The following is an 18,789-nucleotide window of genomic DNA, read 5'->3' as shown; positions in this document are numbered from 1 at the left end:
CTGGTGATCTGCGCTTTGCTACAAACGGCACCAACGGCTTTGTGCTGGGGGATGTCGATGGAGACGGCACTGTTGACCTGAACATCCTGTTGCTGGGCGTGACCTCGATGACTGCGGGTGACTTCATACTCTAAGAGTACCAGCTACACAGTACACAAAAAGAAACGGCGCCCCGTATTGAGGCGCCGTTTTTGTATGCGGCTCAAGGGTACGTGTCCGGCCCACCCCGTGTCTCGCAAGGTAATTAGAAGACAAAGTGATCCAAGGTCAGAGCAGTCATATCGCCGTACGCTTCCTTGTTTCACTTGGATGTTAATGCTGTCTGTGGCTCGATAGCATCGAGCATTACACTACCGGATCGATAGCAATACCATGCCCGCGACAATCCATTGGACTGCTTAGGCAACCATAGTTTTGCGTACAACGATGAGAGGTTTTAACATCCAAGACCTCGATGCGCCAAGAGTTATGACTGAATCTGGTGTTTTGGGGATTTGAAGGTTGGCGGCGTATCTGGTTGATTTGTTGTTGCAAGACGACAACCCAACCGCAGGAGATACACCACCATGGACACGACTAACATTGTTGATTTCACCAGTTGAGATGTGCCATTTGACGCGCTGACGGATTTGCTGAGAACAGGAGCGCAGCAATTGATAGCCTCTGCCGTTGAAGCTGAGCTTGAATGCTTCCTCACGCAATTTGCGCAGGCGCGCACGACAGCAGGTCATGCAGCGCTTGTTCGCAACGGCCATCAACCTGCCGCCCGGTTCAAACGGGCATTGGCCCGGTGAATGTACGTATTACCAAGGCTTGATCCAAAGACGGCATCCCGGTGGTATGTTCCAAAAACGCTCGATTGTGAACGTTTAGAAACGGACGTTTTTGGGAGACCGCAAATATCTGTCACCAGCACCAAAATCAGGGTTTATATTTCGTGCGTAAGACGTAACTGAAACAAGATAATGGCTTGCGTGGTCAATGTTGGGAATAATGCTGAACTCGGTCCCCAAACTGGATAATTTAGCGCCCCAACGTGTGGGCTGCTCATTCTGTCCCAACCAAGGTTCTTCGTCTGACATCGTTCCAATCAAGTCTAAATATGAAGACTGTAACGCAGCTACCCGCCCATAATATTCAATTACTGCAATGGCTTCATAGTCGCATCCATCACTATTTCCCGAATTATAGACACGGCTGAACGATGATATGACTTTTGCACCGTCTGGCAAAGAAGCACTGCCAAGGCCGGTTTTTAGTTGAAAGGCTGCAATTTCATTCCTCAATACGGAGAACCAAACGGGTGCCGTCGATACAACCAGCAAGGCGAGACCGACAATGAAACGCTTTCGCATGTTTGGTTAGCCTCACAACAACATCGATTCAGCTTATTACCACGCGTATAAAGTCCTCGCCAATGACGCTTCAGATGTTAACTTCATCCGCAATACGGTCGTCTGCGACCGTTCCCAAAACCCTCCATTTTGGCACGACTGAAGCACGGCCGATTTTCGACTGCCAAAAACCCCGTTCAAAACTCAAGCAGTTGTTGAAGGTTTTTGGCTGTCATTCGCTAGCCGACATCCGTGCAATCCGCAGTATAGGTTAAAAAGGACTCATAGCCGACTTTCGCTGCGTTTGCTCACGAGATCACGCCAAATGAGAAGGCGATAGGCGGCTTTGCGGGACAAACCGACCCACGGATAGAACCGTTTGAGTGTCCGCTTAGGCCTCTTCTGGATGCCCATGGTTCTGGGGCGCATCGTCACAGATATCATACCATGAAGGTTTTTCCCCAACAAACTCATGTGATTGGTTCGTGAGGCCGGTATTTCCATCAAGGGCATTTGCCGCGATTGGAAAACTGTCTTCGGTGGATAGAATCTCCCCCAGTGATGTGCCGCAGACTTTGCAAAAGCACCGCGCATAAATGTAAGGGGCGGTCGGTTCGAAAATCTGAACGCAGTCCTTACCTGCAATCCATCTTAGGTCTTCCTTTTTCACAAATGCGATGGTGCTTGCACCAACTTTACGACACCTTGAGCAGTGACACGTGCCAACAAATGACGGTTCTTTCGTCAACTCAAATTGGACGGCTTTGCAGCAACAACTTCCCTTAATCATACTCTTCTCCCTTTTGTTTGTTTGACTTTATTCACACGTTTGCTTGACGACATAAATATGTCATGCTGACAGCATCATGGCAGCATTCAACACGAGGAACGGTTTTTGCGCAAAGCGGAACGATTATTCGAAATAGTCCAGCTTCTCCGCCTTGTGCGAGAACCGATTTCTGCACAGCGTATCGCGAATGAATTGGGATCATCCAAACGTTCCGTTTATCGCGATATAGCGGCATTAAAAGCGCAAGATGTCCCCATCCGAGGAGAAGCTGGCGTCGGGTACGTCCTTGAAAAGGGATTTGATATGCCGCCTTTAATGTTGACCTCGGATGAAATGGATGCCGCTGTTTTAGGAGCGCATTGGGTTGCAAGTAGAGGCGAGCCAGACTTGGCAAAAGCGGCGCTTAACCTTCTTGCAAAGATCGAGGTGGTCATCCCAGAACGCCTGCGGGGGCACGTGTTGGAACCTGCTACGAGTATCGCGCCGGTTCTTCCAGCGTTTGAGGTAGTCAATTCTGCAAGTCTTAGGAATGCCATCCGTGCGCACCGAAAGATAGCGTTGGTATACGAAGGTGTTTCTGGAGTGCGTACTGAGCGCATGGTCTGGCCAGTTCTGCTTGGCTATCGGGACGCGGGCCGGATCCTCGCGGCTTGGTGTGAACTTCGAAACAGCTTTCGCTACTTTCGCACGGATCGTATGATTTCAGCGGATATTTTAGAGCAACGGATACCAGAAAATGCTTTAACTTTACGCGCACGCTGGCGTTCGACCATGGATCAGGAACGCGCGCGCTATGCAGACCAACCCCAAGAGATCAGATAATCTCTTTCATTCTGTTCGCTAAAGCCGACATTTTTTCAAACCGCAGCATCTGTAACTCTGGGCTCGTTGCCGACATTCGCTACATTTGCACACTAGATCAACGCCAAGTTGGAAGGCGAGAGGTGGCTATGCGGACTTTGCTGCCGTTCGTGGCGCTCGCTCCGCTGGCAGCTTTCAGCGTTGGCATAATGTTTCAATCCAAATATGTAGTGATTTCACATCAGGAAAGCTGGCGATCTTATGACAAGCCCAAGCAACGATGCGCACGACAACATTTATGATCCAGCATTTGTTGCTGACTTGTTTGATAGGTGTTCGTCGAATTATCGAAAATGGAGCGCTGTAAGCTCATTTGGCTTTATCTATCTGTGGCGTCGTCAATGCGTTGCCCGCTTGATCCCTCCTAAGCAATCCGGTGCTGTCGCGGTTGATCTAATGGCGGGTACCGGTGAGGTTTGGCCACATCTCTTGCGCCGTTTCCCTAACCTCGACACAGTCACAGCGCTCGATATTTCGCATCGCATGCATTTGGAGGCCGTTGAACGTTTGCACGGTGAATATGCTAACAAGATTACTCACCTTGAGGCCGACGCATTACAGACCGATCTACCTGCAAATCATGCCGATCTTGTCGTTTCAACATTTGGCCTAAAGACTTTTGATACCAACCAGCAAACCGTTTTGGCCAATCAGATTGCACGTATCCTAAAACCGGGCGGCAGCTTTTCATTGATTGAGGCGTCAGACCCCAAAGGCTGGATGTTGCGCCCGCTTTATCGGTTCTACCTCGATGGGCTTTTGCCGCAGATTGAACGGCTCTGCCTAAAGGGCGCTCACGATTTTAGCATGATCGGCACCTACACTCGAAATTTTGAAAGTAGCGCTCATATAGCAGAAGCATTGCGGGATGCCAGTTTAACAGTATCGATGAAAAAACACGTATTCGGCTGTGCAACCAGCGTTGCTGGGTATAAGCATTCAGCGATTTCGGAAGATACGCCCTAGCCAAGCAACTGCGCTTCTTCGAACCGGGCATTCGGTGCCACGTCCTGAAGTGACAATTTGGGCTCCAAGCGGACATTCCCAACAATACACGCTTAATAACGCTAAGCGTTCTTCTTAATCTCTGGACAGACTTGCCTTATGACGACCAAAGCGATCAGACATTTCTCACACGCAGTATTGAGTTGCTGAAACACGTCGGACATGGTCTGAACCTTTCGAAGTTTATGCATAAGGTTTCCCATGTCTGTTCCTGATACGATCCGCGCCGCTGATGCCATTGCCCGACGTCTTTATGCTGCGGGGTGTCGCCATGCGTTTGGCATGCCCGGCGGCGAAGTCCTTACCATTGTGGATGCATTAGAAGCCGCTGGCATCACGTTTGTCTTGTGCAAACATGAAAACGCAGCAGGCTTCATGGCCGAAGCGGCATGGCACCAGACAGGCGCCCCCGGCATTATGGTCGCGACAATCGGGCCGGGTGTGCTGAACGGCGTCAACTCCATTGCAAACGCCCTGCAGGACCGCGTGCCATTGATCATCCTGTCAGGATGTGTCGACGCCCATGAGGCCGAAACCTACACGCACCAAGTACTTGATCAACAGGCCGTTTTGCGCCCGATCACCAAAGCGACATTTAGACTAAGTGCTGGAGCTGCGCATGTTATTGCCGACAAAGCTGTTGGCATCGCGCTAGAGGGTCGCCCCGGTCCGGTACACATCGATGTTCCGATTTCCACCGCTGATGCTCCCATTCCCGCGCGCGCACCCGCGCCAAGGTCTACATCCGTACCAACCGCGCCTGCTGGTGACGCACTGGAAACGGCCCGCGACTGGTTGGGTAGCGCGCAACGTCCCGTGATGATTGTAGGTGTTGATGCGATGAATGAAGGTGCTGGCACCGCCATCACAGAATTTGCGACACGTTTCGGCATTCCCGTCATCACAAGCTACAAGGCCAAGGGGCTGCTTGATGAACGTCACGCGCTGTCTCTCGGTGGCGCCGGCCTGTCCCCGCGCGCCGATGCGCATCTGGTGCCGTTTATTCAGAAATCCGACCTGATCATCTGCGTTGGATACGACCCTATCGAAATGCGCCCCGGCTGGCGCGACATTTGGGATCCGCGAAGCACACATGTGATCGACATCACGGCGGCTCCAAATCATCACTATATGCATCAGGCCAGCCTCAGCATTATCGCTGATTGTGCGGCCAGCTTATCGGCCATTTCCGATGGCATTGAACCACAAGACGCATGGGCAAATGGCGAGGTGGCTGTAATCAAAGACGCCCTCGCCGCTGACTTCCCCAAAGATGAGGCATGGGGCCCTGCCGCAATCATTGATACATGCCGCGCCAACCTACCCGATGATACCATTGCAACAGCCGACAGTGGCGCGCACCGCATTCTGCTGAGCCAGATGTGGCAATGCACTCAACCGCGCGGATTGCTGCAGTCTTCTGCACTATGCACCATGGGCTGCGCCCTGCCTTTAGCGATGGGCACGGCGCTATGCGCACCTGACCGTACCGTGGCTTCCTTTTCCGGTGATGCAGGATTTCTGATGATCGCGGGCGAGCTATCAACCGCCAAAGAGCTTGAGATCAAACCGATCTTTATCGTCTTCGTTGATGCCTCCCTTGCGTTGATTGAGCTAAAGCAGCGCCAACGCCAATTGCGCAATGCAGCCGTGGATTTCAGTTTGCACAACTTTGCCGCCATGGGGCAGGCATTTGGGGGCGCAGGCCACACAGCAACCAACCGCGCTGAGCTAGTGGCCGCGTTAAAAACAGCACAAACGGCTGACACGTTCACCGTGATCGCCTGCACAATCGAGCGAGGCGCATATGACGGACGTATCTGAAGAAACTGGCGCATCTGAAACAACTGGCGCATTGGACGGGCTGTTTGTTCTTGACCTGTCGCGCATTCTGGCAGGCCCAACTGCCACGCAAATGCTGGGTGATTTGGGCGCAACAGTGATCAAGGTTGAAAACCCAAAAACGGGGGGCGATGACACGCGCGGCTGGGGACCAAACTATGCCCGCAACGAAGACGGCTCTCCCTCGGATTTGTCCGCATATTTCATGTCTGCAAACCGCAACAAACGCTCTGTTGCAGTTGATATCGCAACCCCAGAGGGACAAGACATCATTCGCCAGCTTGCCGCTAGGGCTGATGTGATAGTGGAAAACTTCAAACCTGACGGGTTGGTGAAATACGGGTTGGATCACGCGACCCTTTGTGCCGCTCACCCCGAACTTGTGTACTGTTCTATCTCGGGTTACGGCCAGACAGGACCAAACCGCGAAAAACCCGGCTATGATCTGATGGCCCAAGGGTTTGGCGGGATTATGTCAATTACAGGTGATCCAGACGGGGCGCCTACCAAAGTTGGCGTCGGGATCGCAGATGTGATGTGCGGCATGTACGCGACAATTGGCATCCTAACTGCCCTGCGTCACCGCGATAAAACCGGGATCGGGCAACACGTTGAACTAGCCTTGATCGACAGCCAGATGGCATGGTTGATCAATGAGGGTCTCAACTATCTCACGTCAGGTGAGTTGCCTGAACGTCGCGGCAACGCGCACCCAAACATCGTGCCCTACGATGCCTTTGAGGTTACAGACGGCCACTTTTTGCTGGCGGTAGGCAATGATGCACAGTTTGCACGATTTAGTGACGTGATTGGATTACCTGATCTGGCGGCCAACAGCGATTTCGCCACCAACCAAGCACGTATCGAAAACCGTGACGCATTGATGTCTCACATCAAACCCGCGCTCAAGACGTGGGCCAAAGCAGATATTCTCGAAGCATTGCGCGCCGTAAAAGTCCCCGCTGGCCCGATCAACACCATTGCAGAAGCCCTAACTTCAGATCAGGCGAATGCGCGCGGAACCGTGCGCCGTGTTGCAACCGAGGGAATTGAGGGAGGGCATGTTCAATTGCTAGGGAATCCTTTGAAATTCTCGGCAACACCAGTGAAATATCACCGTGCCCCCCCTAGGTTTGGCCAAGACACCAAAGAGGTTCTTGAAACATGGGCAAGCGATAAGCCTAAGCAATAGGGTGCTTTTCCCGACGTTAAGTGGCGGGATTACGCCCAATTCACGTGCGACTCGGTTCGTTTTTGAAATGCTCTTCACGAAAACCCCTAGACGGCTTCACGTTGCCGTGTGACAGCACCCCCAGACCTGCCTTGAAGCGCTCTCATGAGTTAAAGATAGGGCAAGGGCGTACAAAATTCGTTGCGCCAAACCTAACTAAAGGTGCCTTTCGAGTGACCCAGATCGATATTTGCGAATGCCCCGTAAGCTTGAACTCTTCCGCTGCTTTAGACGATTGGAATGGTGTTATCCTTGGCCTGTTGTCACATGGCACCCAGACCCCAGTTCACTTGGGCCGCCTGATGGATGCGGAACCGGATTTCGCCATGGGCCACGCCGCGCGCGGATTGTTCTGCCTGATGACAGGTCGTGCTGAAGTATTAAGTGCCGCCCACGACGCACTTGCGGCGGCAAAAACATCCGCCGCACACATATCCATCACCGCACGTGAACAGGGTTGGATCAAGGCGCTAGAGCTTTGGTTGAATGGTCAGCCGACTGCAGCCATCGCCGCCGTCGAAGAAATACTGCGCGCCCTGCCCCATGATACGCTTTCCGCCAAACTGAGCCATGGTATCCGGTTTATGTTGGGCGATAGTGCAGGCATGCGCCGCTCGGTTGAGCGGGTGCTAGACGCCCATGGCACCGATCACGCCTGTTACGGGTATCTATTGGGTTGTCACGCCTTCACCCTTGAGGAAACTGGCGAATACGCCTGCGCAGAAACCGCTGGTCGCAGAGGACTGCAATACGCAAAGGATGATGCATGGGGTCTGCACGCGGTAGCACATGTCTGTGATATGACCGCGCGGGCCGACGATGGCATTGCCCTGATCGAAAACAACAGTTTTGCTTGGCAGGGATCAAACAACTTTCGCTACCACGTATGGTGGCACAAAGCGCTGTTGCACATGGAACGCGGGGAGCTTGATATCGCCCTCGGTCTTTATGATGCGCAAATTCGCGCGGATAAAACTGACGATTACCGAGACATCTCAAACGCGACATCTCTGTTGATGCGGTTAGAACTCGAAGGCATGGACATTGGGCGCCGCTGGGAAGAGCTGGCCGATTTCTCTGAAAACCGCGTCGAAGATGGATGTCTGGTGTTTGCCGACCTGCATTATTTGCTTGCCCTCACAGGTGCTGAGCGCGGGTCTGCGCGCGATGCAATGACCACACGATTTGCTCGTGACGCTGCAAAAACAGGTGAAGTGGCGGCATGTGTTGAAGCTCCGGGCACAGCGGCTCTTGCGGGTCTCAATGCGTTTTCTGAAGGGCGTTATGATACCGCTTTCCTTAACTTGTTGGCAGCACGCCCCTTGATGCCGACAATTGGTGGCAGCCATGCCCAACGTGATGTATTTGAACGCATGACAATTGACGCAGGTTTGCGCGCTGGTCGCTATGACGCGGCCGACGCAATCTTGCGTGATCGTCTAAAGTTGCGCGACGGTCACATTGACCGCTTTGCAGCGACACGTTTTGAGAAACTTAACGCCGCCCGCGGTATCGCGGCGCAATAGACCGGATTAGGCACATACATGACTCTCGCTGCCACTGATACAATGCTCACAAATGCCCCATCTTCTGCCGCGGTTGCCGCGTCATCGGCCGCACCACGTGTGCGTGACCTAAGGTTGGATTTCTTTCGTGGTATTGCCATGTTTATCATCCTGATGGCCCACACACCGGGAAACTTCCTGACATCATGGATTCCTGCGCGCTGGGGCTTTTCAGATGCAACTGAGATGTTTGTGTTCTGCTCTGGCATGGCCTCGGCCATTGCGTTTGGCGGGGCGTTCAAACAATCAGGTTGGGTCTTGGGCACAGCCCGCGTGGGGTTTCGTGTCTGGCAAGTCTATTGGGCGCATCTGGGATTATTCATAGCCATCGCTGCGTTATTGGCGGGTTTCGATTTTTACGGCGGGTATGGTAAAAACTATATCGGTTCGCTGAACCTGTGGAAATTCTTTGCTGATCCGGCTGTCCCCCTGCTGGGGCTTGTGACGCTAACGTATGTTCCCAACTATTTCGACATTCTGCCAATGTATATGGTCGTGCTTGCAATGATGCCCATCATCATGGCCCTGCAACGCATTCACACAGGGCTGGTGTTTGCATTCATGGCCGCCGTCTGGCTTGGCGCGCAGACATCCTTGTGGGGTGATGCGCATTTGGCACTGCCTGCAGAACCTTGGTCAGACCGCAATTGGTACTTCAACCCCTTTGGTTGGCAGCTTATTTTCTTTACTGGGTTTGCGCTGATGCGCGGCTGGATTCCAAAACCGCCAGTGCATATTGCCTTGATCATTGTTGCAGCCCTAATCGTTATCGCCAACATCCCGCTGAGCAATATTGGCGTGCGCGCCATTGCGCGTGATTGGTTCTTTGTGACCGATACAGGCAATCCGGTGATCAGCGCGCGCATCGCGCTCAAGCCCTTGATCGACAAAAGCGATTTTGGCCTGTTCCGGTTTGTCCACTTCCTAGCGCTTGCTTATTTGGCTTGGGTTTTAGCTGGCGATAAGGGCGACAACCTATTGGCGCGTGGCACCGGCATTTTGGCCCGCATTTGGGGGCACGCGCTCAAGATCATCCTGAAGGTAGGTCAGCAATCATTGGCGGTGTTTGTGGTGTCCATGTTCACCGCCCGTGTGATGGGTTTTGTGATGGATCAAATTGGCCGGACTACTGGAACGACGTTGTTGGTTAACCTGGGCGGCGCAATCTTGTTGGTTGCCACAGCCTACGGTGCTGGCTGGTTCAAATCTCAACCTTGGAGGCGGAAAGCTTGATGTTGCGTCGCGATGTTTTAAAAGCTTTGGCTGCATTGGCCGCCATACCTGCCGCAGCGATGGCCGCTGACACGCCTCTTCAAACAGGCACTCCAGTTCCGTTTAACGATCAAACTGTGCGCCAGCGTGCACGCGCATTGGCTGCCGGGGATTATACGCCACGTCCAACCATCCCCGACGAGTGGCAAAACATCAGCTATGACCAGTACCGCAAAATCTGGTTCGATGCCCGCAATGCGCTTTGGGAAAACACCGAGCGCCCCCAGCGTTTGGATGTCTTTCCACCCGGCCTATATTACCCTCAAGCTGTTGAGGTGAATATCGTTGAGGAAGGTACTGCAAGCCCGCTGGTGTTTGACCTTAATGTTTTTGATCGCTCAGACAAATTTCCCGATCTGCCCCTGAACGACCACATGGGATATTCTGGCCTGCGCCTGCGGGCCGACCTGATGGGATCAGGCATTCACACTGAATACGCCGTTTTCCAAGGCGCCAGCTATTTTCGCGGCATAGGCGCTGGTGAAACATATGGCCTGTCTGCACGCGGTCTTGCGCTCAAAACAGGCGATCCTATGGGCGAGGAGTTTCCCGATTTTGTCGCATTCTGGATAGAGACACCCAACCCGTCAGACAAATCAGTGACCCTTCATGCCCTGATGGACAGCCCTAGTTGCACAGGTGCGTTCCGCTTCGAAATCACCCATGGGGATGTGATGGACATGGAGGTCGAAGCCACGATCTTTGCCCGCACAGAATTGGCGCATGTCGGGATTGCTCCCCTCACCTCGATGTTCTTGTTTGATGCTACGGATCGGGCGCGCTTTTCTGATTTCCGACCCAATGTGCACGACAGCGATGGCCTGTTGATCCACAACGGTGCTGGTGAAGTCATTTGGCGCCCGCTCTCCAATCCTCAATCGCTACAAATAAGCGCCTTTGGCGACAAAAATCCCAAAGGCTTTGGCCTGATGCAGCGCAAACGCGAATTCGGCGATTATAATGATCTCGAGGCTCTCTATCACAATCGGCCCTCCGTCTGGATCACCCCGCGCGGTGACTGGGGTGAAGGATCAGTGACATTGGTGGAAATTCCTGCCGATCTGGAAATTTACGATAATATCGTGGCCTACTGGCGTCCCTCTGCCCCGATCCAAGGCGGGGATGAACATGAAATGCGCTATCGTCTTCAATGGGGCGCTGACCCGTCTCCGACGATGCCATCCCTTCTACCAGTGCACCGCACCGCCATGGGGGGACGCCCTGAAGGCGGCCTGCTGATGGTAATCGATTTTGAAAACGGCGTCGTCCTGCCGGACGATTTGGACGAGGTGGATATTGTCCTGCGCAGCAGCCACGGGACAACCACACCCGGCATTTTACAGCGCAACCCAGAAACCAATGGCCCGCGTCTGGCGTTTACGTTTGACCCGCAAGACGCTCGCTTCTCTGAATTCCGCGTGCAACTGCGGACCGCAGGCCAGACCATCAGCGAAGTATGGTTATACCGGTGGACCAAAACTGGATGAGAGACATCTTGCACCCGTCATGCATGCCCGATGCGGCACCGCTCCTTGCCCAGGAGCAGACTTTGGGGCGCGCCCCGAAGGCAGCGATTTCTGCACCAATTGCACCAAAGAATATTTGGCGGACGGCCACCTTTGCCCCCGCCCTCATCGGCACTGCGCTATTGATGTATGGCCTCTACGGCTGGCTGGCGAATGGCGGCATGAGCGGGATGGAATGGGCACTGCTGAGCATGATTGGCGCAACCTTTGTTTGGGTTTCGCTGTCTGTCAGTACGGTAGGTGTCGCCATCGCGGGCCTTCTTGCACGTGCGCGCGCTGATGAGCGTCCAGCGGGCATTGTTAAGGGTATTGATGTGGCCCTGCTGGTGCCGATCTATAACGAAATTCCCCAGAATGTTTTTGGCAATGCGGTTGCGATGCTCCATGATTTGGCCGCGCGCAATGGGCCGCACCGCTTTACGCTTTTTGTCCTTTCAGACACCCGCGATGACGCAATTGCCGCACAAGAATGGCAAGCCTTTGAAGATCTTCGCGCCCATGCCCCCAACAGTTTTTCAGTCTACTATCGCCGCCGCGCGATGAACACCGACAAAAAGGTTGGCAACATTGCAGAATGGACACGAGGATGGGGCGCTGCATTTGAGGGCATGGTTGTGCTGGACGCAGACAGCCTCATGAGCGGGCGCGCGATTGAGCGTTTGGCCTCTGAGCTATCCAGTGATCCGCATGCCGGCTTGATCCAGACCTTCCCGATGCTGATTGGGGCACAGACTGTGTTCGCGCGCCTCCAGCAGTTTTCCAACATAGCCTATGGCTGGCTATTAGCCGAGGGGCTTGCCACATGGGCGCGCTCAGAAGGGAACTATTGGGGGCATAATGCCATCATCCGTACCCGCGCGTTTGCCGACAGTGCCATGTTACCCCGGTTGCGCAACGAACTGATCCTGAGCCATGATTTTGTCGAAGCTGGACTGCTGCGGCGTGCAGGTTGGGGTGTTCGGTTTTTACCGCGTGTTACAGGTAGCTTTGAAGAGACCCCTGCCACCCTCATCGATTATGTAATCCGCGACCGCCGTTGGTGTCGCGGCAACCTGCAGCATTTGCGGCTGTTGGGAACAAAAGGGCTGCACCCTGTTTCTCGCTTCCACCTTTTCCATGGGGCAGTCGCCTATTTGCTCAGCCCTGCATGGTTTTTTCTATTGGTGGTCTGGGCACTGCTTGGCAAAGATTCCGAAACCAACGTCATCCGCTATTTCAACGAGGCGAACCCGCTGTTCCCTGATTGGCCCCCCGCCATGAGCCACATCGACAGTGCTGTGTTCTTGGTGATCATGTACGCGATGCTGCTCACTCCGAAGATCGCGGGTGCGGGAATTATTGCGGCCACACCGCGCGCCGCGCGCCTGTTTGGCGGAGCTTGGCCATTCCTCGGCAGCTTCACTGTCGAAGTTGCCCTATCGGTGGCGTATGCGCCCATCATGATGATCCAACAAAGCAAGGCTGTTTTACGCGCCCTGACCACCAAACAAGACGCGTGGGCACCGCAGGCCCGAGATGCACGTCAGCACAGCTGGGGCACGTTGATCAAATTTCATTGGGTCGAGATGGTCTTGGGGTTGGTGCTGCTCAGCGGACTTATCGCTGGGCTCATCTCGGTCTGGTTGGTTCCCATTGTCGCAAGCCTTGTTATGGCTGTACCGCTCTCGGCCTTTTCCGGCGTGCAAATATCAAAGAGCGCACCAGCGACTTTCCGGCTAGATAGCCCCTTCACGCTGCGCGAACCTGCTATTGTGAAACACGCAATGCGCGAGCGGGCCCGCCTTGAAACGACCCTAGCAGCGATAAAGCACCCCGCCGAATAATCCCTTATATGCAGAAATGAAAAACGCCCGCTAGAGTGATCTAGCGGGCGTTTTCACGTGACTTGATTAGACCTGTTACGAGGTTACTTGCTCGCGCAGGATTGATGCCGTCAGGGACAACATCAAGTAGATGCCACCAAAGATCAGGAACGCCAGAATGGTGTTCTCAAACTTGCGTGGATAGCTTGGTTCTTCGCTGGGAACCGGACGCACAGCAACTGTCAGATAGCGCACCTGACGGCTTGCTTCGGTGCGGGCTTGTTCCAGACCCGTCTGGGCAAGTTGCAGATTGGTATCCGCATTCACCAGATCAGCCTGCGCCAACTGCAAGCTCACAGCCTGCTGCGCCAGTGAGTTTTTACCCTCGGTTGCGTTGTTCATCCGGTCATTCAACTGTTTCAACGCCCCCTCAAGACGGCGAACGTCCCCTTGCGCGCCTTCTACTTTGGCACGGTTCGGACGGGAGTTATCCAGCAGTGCCGCAAGCTCCAGTTGTTTTTCGATCATCAAAGTTTCGTAGTTTGTGATCTGAGTCCGGATCGCAGCAATCACCGCCTCTGGGTCCACACCGTTTTCAACTTGAAGCTCGATCAGGCGTTGTTGTGAATCGCGCCGCGCAGCCACGGCTTTTTCATGCCCATTCTCGGCATCGTTCATCCCGCTATCACGTTTTGCTTGGCTCAGGTTGTTCACCCGATCCTCTGCATAGGTCAGCAACCGTTCCGAGAACTGCGTCGCCACAAGCGGGTCAGCGGCGATAACTTCCATACGGATCACACCTTCGGTGGGATCATAACCAATTTTGATGTGTTTCTTATAAAGCTTATAGGCCTCTTCGTTTGTTGGATCTGCCGTCAAACGCTGGATCGGATCAACGTCTTCATTTGCAAAGTGATCCTTGAAACCTGCATCTCCATCCAACCGCAACATCGCGTCTTTGGACTGCAAGTAAGCTTGGGTGGCAATACTGTCAGCCGAGTTCGCAAATTGCGTTGGCAGCAACCCTCCGAACGGGCTCGCACCGCCACCACCTTCGTTCTGAATGATCAAGAACTGACTGTCTGTTGCGTACATCGGTGTCGCAATTTTGTAGAAATAATATCCTGCAAAAAACGTTGGAATAAGTACAAAAAACGCAAGCCGCACGATGAGAAGACCCATCTTTTTGCGGCGGCGACGCGTGATGTCCAACTGGATCTCCGAAATCTCCCGCATCCGGCGTTCCATCGGGCTGACCTCTGTTGAGGGCAGTGTCTCTTTGCCGACAGGAACTGTTTGCGGCAGTTGCACACGATCTGAACCTGCACCGCCTGCTTGCGCGGGAAGCTCGGCGAGCGCATTTCCGGGGCCTCCTTCATGCTGCGCGCCACCCGCTTGGGGGACAACAAGTTCTAACATGTTTGAACGTTGGAAAGGATCAATCCCTTTTTCACGCAACAGACGCACTGCATCGAAATCCGACGTCGCGGGCAGTCCGTGCTTTTGTGCAACGCGGCGTGCCATACGAAGTTGACGCCCTGTCAGCCCTTCACGGCGGATTGCATCCATGGTCTGTTCGCCGTCCATTTGCGCAGCCGATGATACCTCACCGACTTTTGCCTCAGGCCGCGGGCTTGCCGGTTTCTCACGCGCAGTTCGACGCGCCGGTTCCGGCATGGAAACAGGTGGCGCGTCCGCAGCGGCCTGTGGTTTTGGCGTCTCACCCTCGGTGACCGCGCTTGGGCTACGCTTGATGCGAAATTTTCTAGCTTTTGGTTTGGTAGTCATACAACTGTTTCGCTTCTTCCAAGCTGTCAAATACGTTGAGCTGCCCGTTCATAAGAACTGCGGCAGTACGCGCGAATTTTTCTAGCGTTTCCGCCTGATGCGACACGATCACAATGGTCGTGGTGCGCAGGCGTTCTTGCAGGATTTCGCCTGCCTTGCGGTTGAATTCAACATCCGTTGTGGACGGCATGCCTTCATCGATTAGATACATATCAAAATCAAGCGCCAACATCAGCGCAAACGAAAAGCGTGCGCGCATCCCTGCTGAATAGGTGCCTAGCGGTTGGTCAAAGTATTCGCCAAGCCCACATAGCCAGCGGCAAAAGCTCTCTACATAGTCGGGGTCCAGCCCATAAAGACGCGCAATATAACGCGCATTTTCCATGGCAGAAACCTTACCTACAACCCCCCCCATAAATCCAAGCGGGAACGATATGTTGCACGCACGCACAACCTCGCCATCATCGGGCTTTTCCAACCCGGCCATCATGTTGATGAGCGTGGTTTTACCTGTGCCATTGGGGGCAAGGATTCCCATCGAGTTGCCTAGATCAACACGAAAGGACACTTGGTCAAGAATGACCTTGTGTTGGGTGCCTGTCCAGAAGGACTTGGAAACGTTTCGAAATTCCAGCATTGCGCGCCTGCTCCGGTTCGGCTTGCGGGGTTAATTTGGCCCTCTCTTGCGGAGGTTATGATCCCGAATATCAACGGAATTTGGCTATATTATGTCCGATTAGGAAACAAATGTACAACGCGGCCTTACGGGGGAAACCAAAGCAGATTATTTGATACTCATCCGCTTAACCATTTTAAGTAGAAACCTGCTTCGTCTTCATCGATTTTTGGGCGCATCCCTCAAACAGACATGCAATGGCAGCATCAGGCGGTAAAAGGCGGGTATGTCAGGCCCTTTTCTACTCGCCTGCGAGCCACATCATAAACATGTTGGCAATATATTTTCCACTTTGCGCTTCTTCTACCCAAGGCAGTGCGTGCTACTCATCACTCGCAAAAAGGTGAAATCTTGTAATCCATAAAATGTGGTACAAAAACAAAAACAGGTAGATCGTTATGTCAGAGACGCTTAAGTCGCTTAAGTCAAAGATGTTGGCCTGCTCACTTTGCGAAGGCCTAGAACTAGGTCCAAGGCCCATCTTCCAGTTAGATCAAAGTGTGAGAGTTCTAATAGTCGGGCAAGCGCCAGGTCGCATAACCCATGCGAAGGACCGCCCTTTTGATGATCCCTCAGGCGAGCGCCTGCGTGCATGGTTGGGGGTAGACCGTGCGACCTTTTATGGCGACAAAAGAATAGGCATCTTCCCAATGGGTCTGTGTTTTCCAGGTTCTGGTTCCGGAGGCGACAAACCACCAAGACCGGAATGTGCGAACACTTGGCGATCTCCTGTTATGGAAACCCTTAAAAACGTAGAGCTTACGTTGGTTTTGGGCCGTTACGCGATTGAATGGCATCTGCCTGACTTCAAAGGTCTGTCGGTCACCGAAGCAGTAAAGCGATCCTCAGACGGCCAAAATGGGATTTTCGTGCTGCCACACCCCAGTCCTAGAAATAACAGATGGCTTAAGCAGAATGATTGGTTTGAAACCCAAGTTGTCCCGCGCATTCAATTGGATGTCACAAGATTGCTGAAAAACACTCCTTAATCTGAAACGGCGCTATTGATTGTTTGCGGATTGCATCAGCGTGTTCCTACCCTAGACGACGTCTTTACCTTGCCACCCTCGCCTTGGCACAATACGGATTAGCACAGGAAAAACCCGCGGTTTGAGGCTCATCTAATTTAGCGCCTGCAAACCGCAAATGCTGAGGTAATATAGATGGAAATGACACCGTTAGACACGGCTCATGCCGCGATGAACGCTGCACCTGATGACGACACAGCACGCCTGCGGTTCTATGAGCGCATGGCAGACGTAGAGTTATATCTATTGCTAGAAGCAGAGCCCGTGAACGATCAAATCAACCCCAAAGTGCTAGAAACAGATGGCGCGCAATACTTGCTTGCCTTTGATCGAGCCCAACGATTGGCGCAATACGCTGGCGATACTGCAGCTTATGTCGCGCTATCAGGCCGGAATGTTGCCGCAATGTTAGAAGACCAGCCGCTGGGCATTGCGCTCAACATTGATGTAGCGCCTTCTGCAATTTTATTGCCAGACACCGCCGTGGCATGGCTACGCGAAACATTGACCCATGAAGCCGCCCAAGTCGAAGCCAAAATCGAAAGCGTGCTGCCCCCCAAAGGTCTACCCGAAAGCTTGATCGAGGCCATTGACGCCAAACTGGCCACTGCGACAGGCATGGCCGCAAACGCGTGGCTGGTCGGTGTTGAGTATTCAGGCGGAGGACGTGGTCACCTGTTGGCATTTATCGATGCGATCCCGCGCGCGCAGGATGCATTGGTGCGTGCTGCCTCTGAGGCGCTGACATTCTCGGGAATCGAAGCAGGCGCCATGGATGTCGGTTTTTTCAATCACTCCGATCCAACTGTAACAAAGCTGATGCGGGTAGGCCTACGATTTGACCTGCCACAGATGGAGACGTTACAAAAAACGCCCCGAATGCCCGGCAGCAACCCCGATGAACCGCCAATTTTGAAATAATTGGGCCGTTTCGCACACGCTCTACTCACGCCAACGCGAGTTCACGCACTTGCGAGATGCAAATGCTGCTGGCCCTCCCTACCTTCTAGTGTACAGGCCAACAGCGCCTCTCAACTCAGGAGAACACAATGACCCGTTTTGCCCTCACCATCGCCGCCGCAGCCACCGCGCTGAGCTTTGCCAGTGCAGCCTTTGCAGGCGACCAATATATAGATGAGACAGGTTTTGCCGTTTCAGGTTATGATGTTGTTGCCTACTTCTCATTGCCACAGAACCCTGTTGGCCAAAAGCAAACAGCGCCTGTTGAAGGCAACAAATCCATCACAGCCGAACATAACGGCGCAAAATTCGCTTTCTCCACTGAAGCAAACCGCGCAACATTCGTTGCCAATCCTGATAAATATGTACCGCAATACGATGGCCACTGCGCATACGGCGTTGCCAAAGGCGGCAAAGTTCCAGGGAACCCAACCCTGTGGCGCATCCTTGATGACAAGCTTTATCTCAACATCACTAAAAACGTTGTTGGGTTCTGGGAAGAAGACATTCCAGGCAACCTGAACCTTTCCACAACAAACTGGCCAAGCCTTGATCCAAAACCAGCTTCTGGCGCCACTATCCCACAGTGGTCCTCAGCTGCGCCGCAAGGTTAACCAGTGACCAAGGGTGGCCATACGCCCGAAGGTCAAGAGCCCCGTCGCGCATTTGCGCGGCGGGGTGCTTTGTTTGGGCTGGTCTCAATCGGCGGGCTGGCAGCAACGGGCTATTGGTTCAACATTCGCGGAGTTGTGACAGGTGATACTGCCGTTAGCGTGGAGTCGGCCTTTAGGGGTGCACGCGACGGTGATTTCACCCTGATCGATATCCGCCGCCCTGATGAATGGGCGCGCACAGGTGTCGGCGTGGGGGCGATCCCGATTGACATGCGCGACCGTGACTTCGTGACGCAATTACTGTCCAAAGTATCCGGTAAAGACGCCGCTATCGCGTTGATTTGCGCGCGCGGTGTGCGCTCTCGCGGGTTAACAAAACGTCTAACCGAAGCTGGCTTTACCAACATCATAGATGTCCCCGAGGGGATGCAAGGTTCTGGTGCGGGTCCGGGTTGGTTGGGCGCAGGCCTTCCTGTCACCTTCCCCTGAGCAATT

Annotated in this window: 16 protein-coding genes and 1 pseudogene; 13 read left to right on the top strand and 4 right to left on the bottom strand. The window is 53.6% G+C overall.

What is annotated here, in order from left to right:
- Positions 1–605: 605 nt before the first annotated feature.
- Positions 606–814: pseudogene (locus V7775_RS18290) on the top strand (IS256 family transposase); the annotation flags it as partial.
- A 55-nt stretch (positions 815–869) separates the two neighbouring features.
- On the opposite strand, the gene V7775_RS18285 reads toward V7775_RS18290, so the two are convergent.
- Together V7775_RS18285 and V7775_RS18280 are read right to left on the bottom strand one after the other, a co-directional pair.
- Positions 870–1,355, bottom strand: coding sequence for a hypothetical protein (locus V7775_RS18285; protein ID WP_335753362.1), 486 nt, complete (start codon positions 1,353–1,355; stop codon positions 870–872).
- Positions 1,356–1,725: 370 nt separating this feature from the next.
- Positions 1,726–2,124, bottom strand: coding sequence for a GFA family protein (locus V7775_RS18280; protein ID WP_335753361.1), 399 nt, complete (start codon positions 2,122–2,124; stop codon positions 1,726–1,728).
- Positions 2,125–2,229: 105 nt separating this feature from the next.
- On the opposite strand from V7775_RS18280, the gene V7775_RS18275 reads away from it, so the two are divergent.
- From V7775_RS18275 to mdoH, 8 genes are all read left to right on the top strand, one after another.
- Positions 2,230–2,946 carry a helix-turn-helix transcriptional regulator gene (locus V7775_RS18275; protein ID WP_335753360.1) on the top strand — a complete coding sequence of 239 codons (717 nt, stop codon included), beginning with the start codon at positions 2,230–2,232 and terminating at the stop codon, positions 2,944–2,946.
- A 240-nt stretch (positions 2,947–3,186) separates the two neighbouring features.
- Positions 3,187–3,951: a class I SAM-dependent methyltransferase gene (locus V7775_RS18270; RefSeq protein ID WP_335753359.1), complete on the top strand. Its 765-nt coding sequence runs from the start codon at positions 3,187–3,189 to the stop codon at positions 3,949–3,951.
- A gap of 240 nt (positions 3,952–4,191) precedes the next feature.
- On the top strand, positions 4,192–5,814 hold the full coding sequence (locus V7775_RS18265; RefSeq protein WP_335753358.1) for a thiamine pyrophosphate-binding protein: 1,623 nt from the start codon (positions 4,192–4,194) through the stop codon (positions 5,812–5,814).
- Positions 5,798–7,024, top strand: a complete 1,227-nt coding sequence (locus V7775_RS18260) for a CaiB/BaiF CoA transferase family protein (protein WP_335753357.1) — start codon at positions 5,798–5,800, stop codon at positions 7,022–7,024. The genes V7775_RS18265 and V7775_RS18260 overlap by 17 nt, the downstream gene beginning before the upstream one ends.
- A 212-nt stretch (positions 7,025–7,236) precedes the next feature.
- Positions 7,237–8,589 (top strand): tetratricopeptide repeat protein, encoded by a 1,353-nt coding sequence (locus tag V7775_RS18255; RefSeq protein WP_335753356.1) that lies wholly within the window; start codon positions 7,237–7,239, stop codon positions 8,587–8,589.
- 18 nt (positions 8,590–8,607) lie between these two features.
- Positions 8,608–9,861, top strand: a complete 1,254-nt coding sequence (locus V7775_RS18250; protein WP_335753355.1) for an OpgC family protein — start codon at positions 8,608–8,610, stop codon at positions 9,859–9,861.
- Positions 9,861–11,387: a glucan biosynthesis protein gene (locus tag V7775_RS18245; RefSeq protein WP_335753354.1), complete on the top strand. Its 1,527-nt coding sequence runs from the start codon at positions 9,861–9,863 to the stop codon at positions 11,385–11,387. The genes V7775_RS18250 and V7775_RS18245 overlap by 1 nt, the downstream gene beginning before the upstream one ends.
- Positions 11,384–13,249, top strand: a complete 1,866-nt coding sequence (gene mdoH, locus V7775_RS18240; protein ID WP_335753353.1) for a glucans biosynthesis glucosyltransferase MdoH — start codon at positions 11,384–11,386, stop codon at positions 13,247–13,249. The genes V7775_RS18245 and mdoH overlap by 4 nt, the downstream gene beginning before the upstream one ends.
- Positions 13,250–13,324: 75 nt before the next feature.
- Here the strand turns inward: mdoH and V7775_RS18235 are convergent, their stop codons facing one another.
- Positions 13,325–15,016: a capsule biosynthesis protein gene (locus tag V7775_RS18235; RefSeq protein ID WP_335753352.1), complete on the bottom strand. Its 1,692-nt coding sequence runs from the start codon at positions 15,014–15,016 to the stop codon at positions 13,325–13,327.
- Complete coding sequence (locus tag V7775_RS18230; RefSeq protein ID WP_335753351.1) at positions 14,994–15,653, bottom strand: ABC transporter ATP-binding protein; 660 nt, start codon at positions 15,651–15,653, stop codon at positions 14,994–14,996. Before V7775_RS18230 ends, V7775_RS18235 begins: the two co-directional genes overlap by 23 nt.
- Before the next feature lie 437 nt (positions 15,654–16,090).
- On the opposite strand from V7775_RS18230, the gene V7775_RS18225 reads away from it, so the two are divergent.
- The 4 genes from V7775_RS18225 (at position 16,091) to V7775_RS18210 (ending at position 18,783) form a co-directional block, all read left to right on the top strand.
- Positions 16,091–16,681, top strand: a complete 591-nt coding sequence (locus tag V7775_RS18225) for a uracil-DNA glycosylase family protein (protein ID WP_335753350.1) — start codon at positions 16,091–16,093, stop codon at positions 16,679–16,681.
- A gap of 174 nt (positions 16,682–16,855) precedes the next feature.
- Positions 16,856–17,641 carry an SseB family protein gene (locus V7775_RS18220; RefSeq protein WP_335753349.1) on the top strand — a complete coding sequence of 262 codons (786 nt, stop codon included), beginning with the start codon at positions 16,856–16,858 and terminating at the stop codon, positions 17,639–17,641.
- Between the two features lie 128 nt (positions 17,642–17,769).
- On the top strand, positions 17,770–18,294 hold the full coding sequence (locus V7775_RS18215; RefSeq protein WP_335753348.1) for a YHS domain-containing (seleno)protein: 525 nt from the start codon (positions 17,770–17,772) through the stop codon (positions 18,292–18,294).
- 3 nt (positions 18,295–18,297) lie between these two features.
- A complete protein-coding gene (locus V7775_RS18210; protein WP_335753347.1) occupies positions 18,298–18,783 on the top strand; it encodes a rhodanese-like domain-containing protein in 486 nt (161 codons plus the stop codon).
- The last annotated feature ends 6 nt before the right edge of the window (positions 18,784–18,789 follow it).

It is taken from the genome of Sulfitobacter sp. (genome assembly GCF_036960155.1).
In the GTDB taxonomy this organism is placed as follows: domain Bacteria; phylum Pseudomonadota; class Alphaproteobacteria; order Rhodobacterales; family Rhodobacteraceae; genus Sulfitobacter.
The sequence above is the reverse complement of the archived record's forward strand: the minus strand, read 5'-3'. Positions and strand labels throughout refer to the sequence as shown.

What these genes read in the sequence shown, in the direction of transcription:
- V7775_RS18250 (WP_335753355.1), top strand. Translation starts at nt 8,608, where the DNA reads ATGACTCTCGCTGCCACTGATACAATGCTCACAAATGCCCCATCTTCT.
- V7775_RS18245 (WP_335753354.1), top strand. Translation starts at nt 9,861, where the DNA reads ATGTTGCGTCGCGATGTTTTAAAAGCTTTGGCTGCATTGGCCGCCATA.
- V7775_RS18265 (WP_335753358.1), top strand. Translation starts at nt 4,192, where the DNA reads ATGTCTGTTCCTGATACGATCCGCGCCGCTGATGCCATTGCCCGACGT.
- V7775_RS18230 (WP_335753351.1), bottom strand. Translation starts at nt 15,653, where the DNA reads ATGCTGGAATTTCGAAACGTTTCCAAGTCCTTCTGGACAGGCACCCAA.
- V7775_RS18225 (WP_335753350.1), top strand. Translation starts at nt 16,091, where the DNA reads ATGTCAGAGACGCTTAAGTCGCTTAAGTCAAAGATGTTGGCCTGCTCA.
- V7775_RS18220 (WP_335753349.1), top strand. Translation starts at nt 16,856, where the DNA reads ATGGAAATGACACCGTTAGACACGGCTCATGCCGCGATGAACGCTGCA.
- V7775_RS18270 (WP_335753359.1), top strand. Translation starts at nt 3,187, where the DNA reads ATGACAAGCCCAAGCAACGATGCGCACGACAACATTTATGATCCAGCA.
- mdoH (WP_335753353.1), top strand. Translation starts at nt 11,384, where the DNA reads ATGAGAGACATCTTGCACCCGTCATGCATGCCCGATGCGGCACCGCTC.
- V7775_RS18280 (WP_335753361.1), bottom strand. Translation starts at nt 2,124, where the DNA reads ATGATTAAGGGAAGTTGTTGCTGCAAAGCCGTCCAATTTGAGTTGACG.
- V7775_RS18285 (WP_335753362.1), bottom strand. Translation starts at nt 1,355, where the DNA reads ATGCGAAAGCGTTTCATTGTCGGTCTCGCCTTGCTGGTTGTATCGACG.
- V7775_RS18215 (WP_335753348.1), top strand. Translation starts at nt 17,770, where the DNA reads ATGACCCGTTTTGCCCTCACCATCGCCGCCGCAGCCACCGCGCTGAGC.
- V7775_RS18235 (WP_335753352.1), bottom strand. Translation starts at nt 15,016, where the DNA reads ATGACTACCAAACCAAAAGCTAGAAAATTTCGCATCAAGCGTAGCCCA.
- V7775_RS18260 (WP_335753357.1), top strand. Translation starts at nt 5,798, where the DNA reads ATGACGGACGTATCTGAAGAAACTGGCGCATCTGAAACAACTGGCGCA.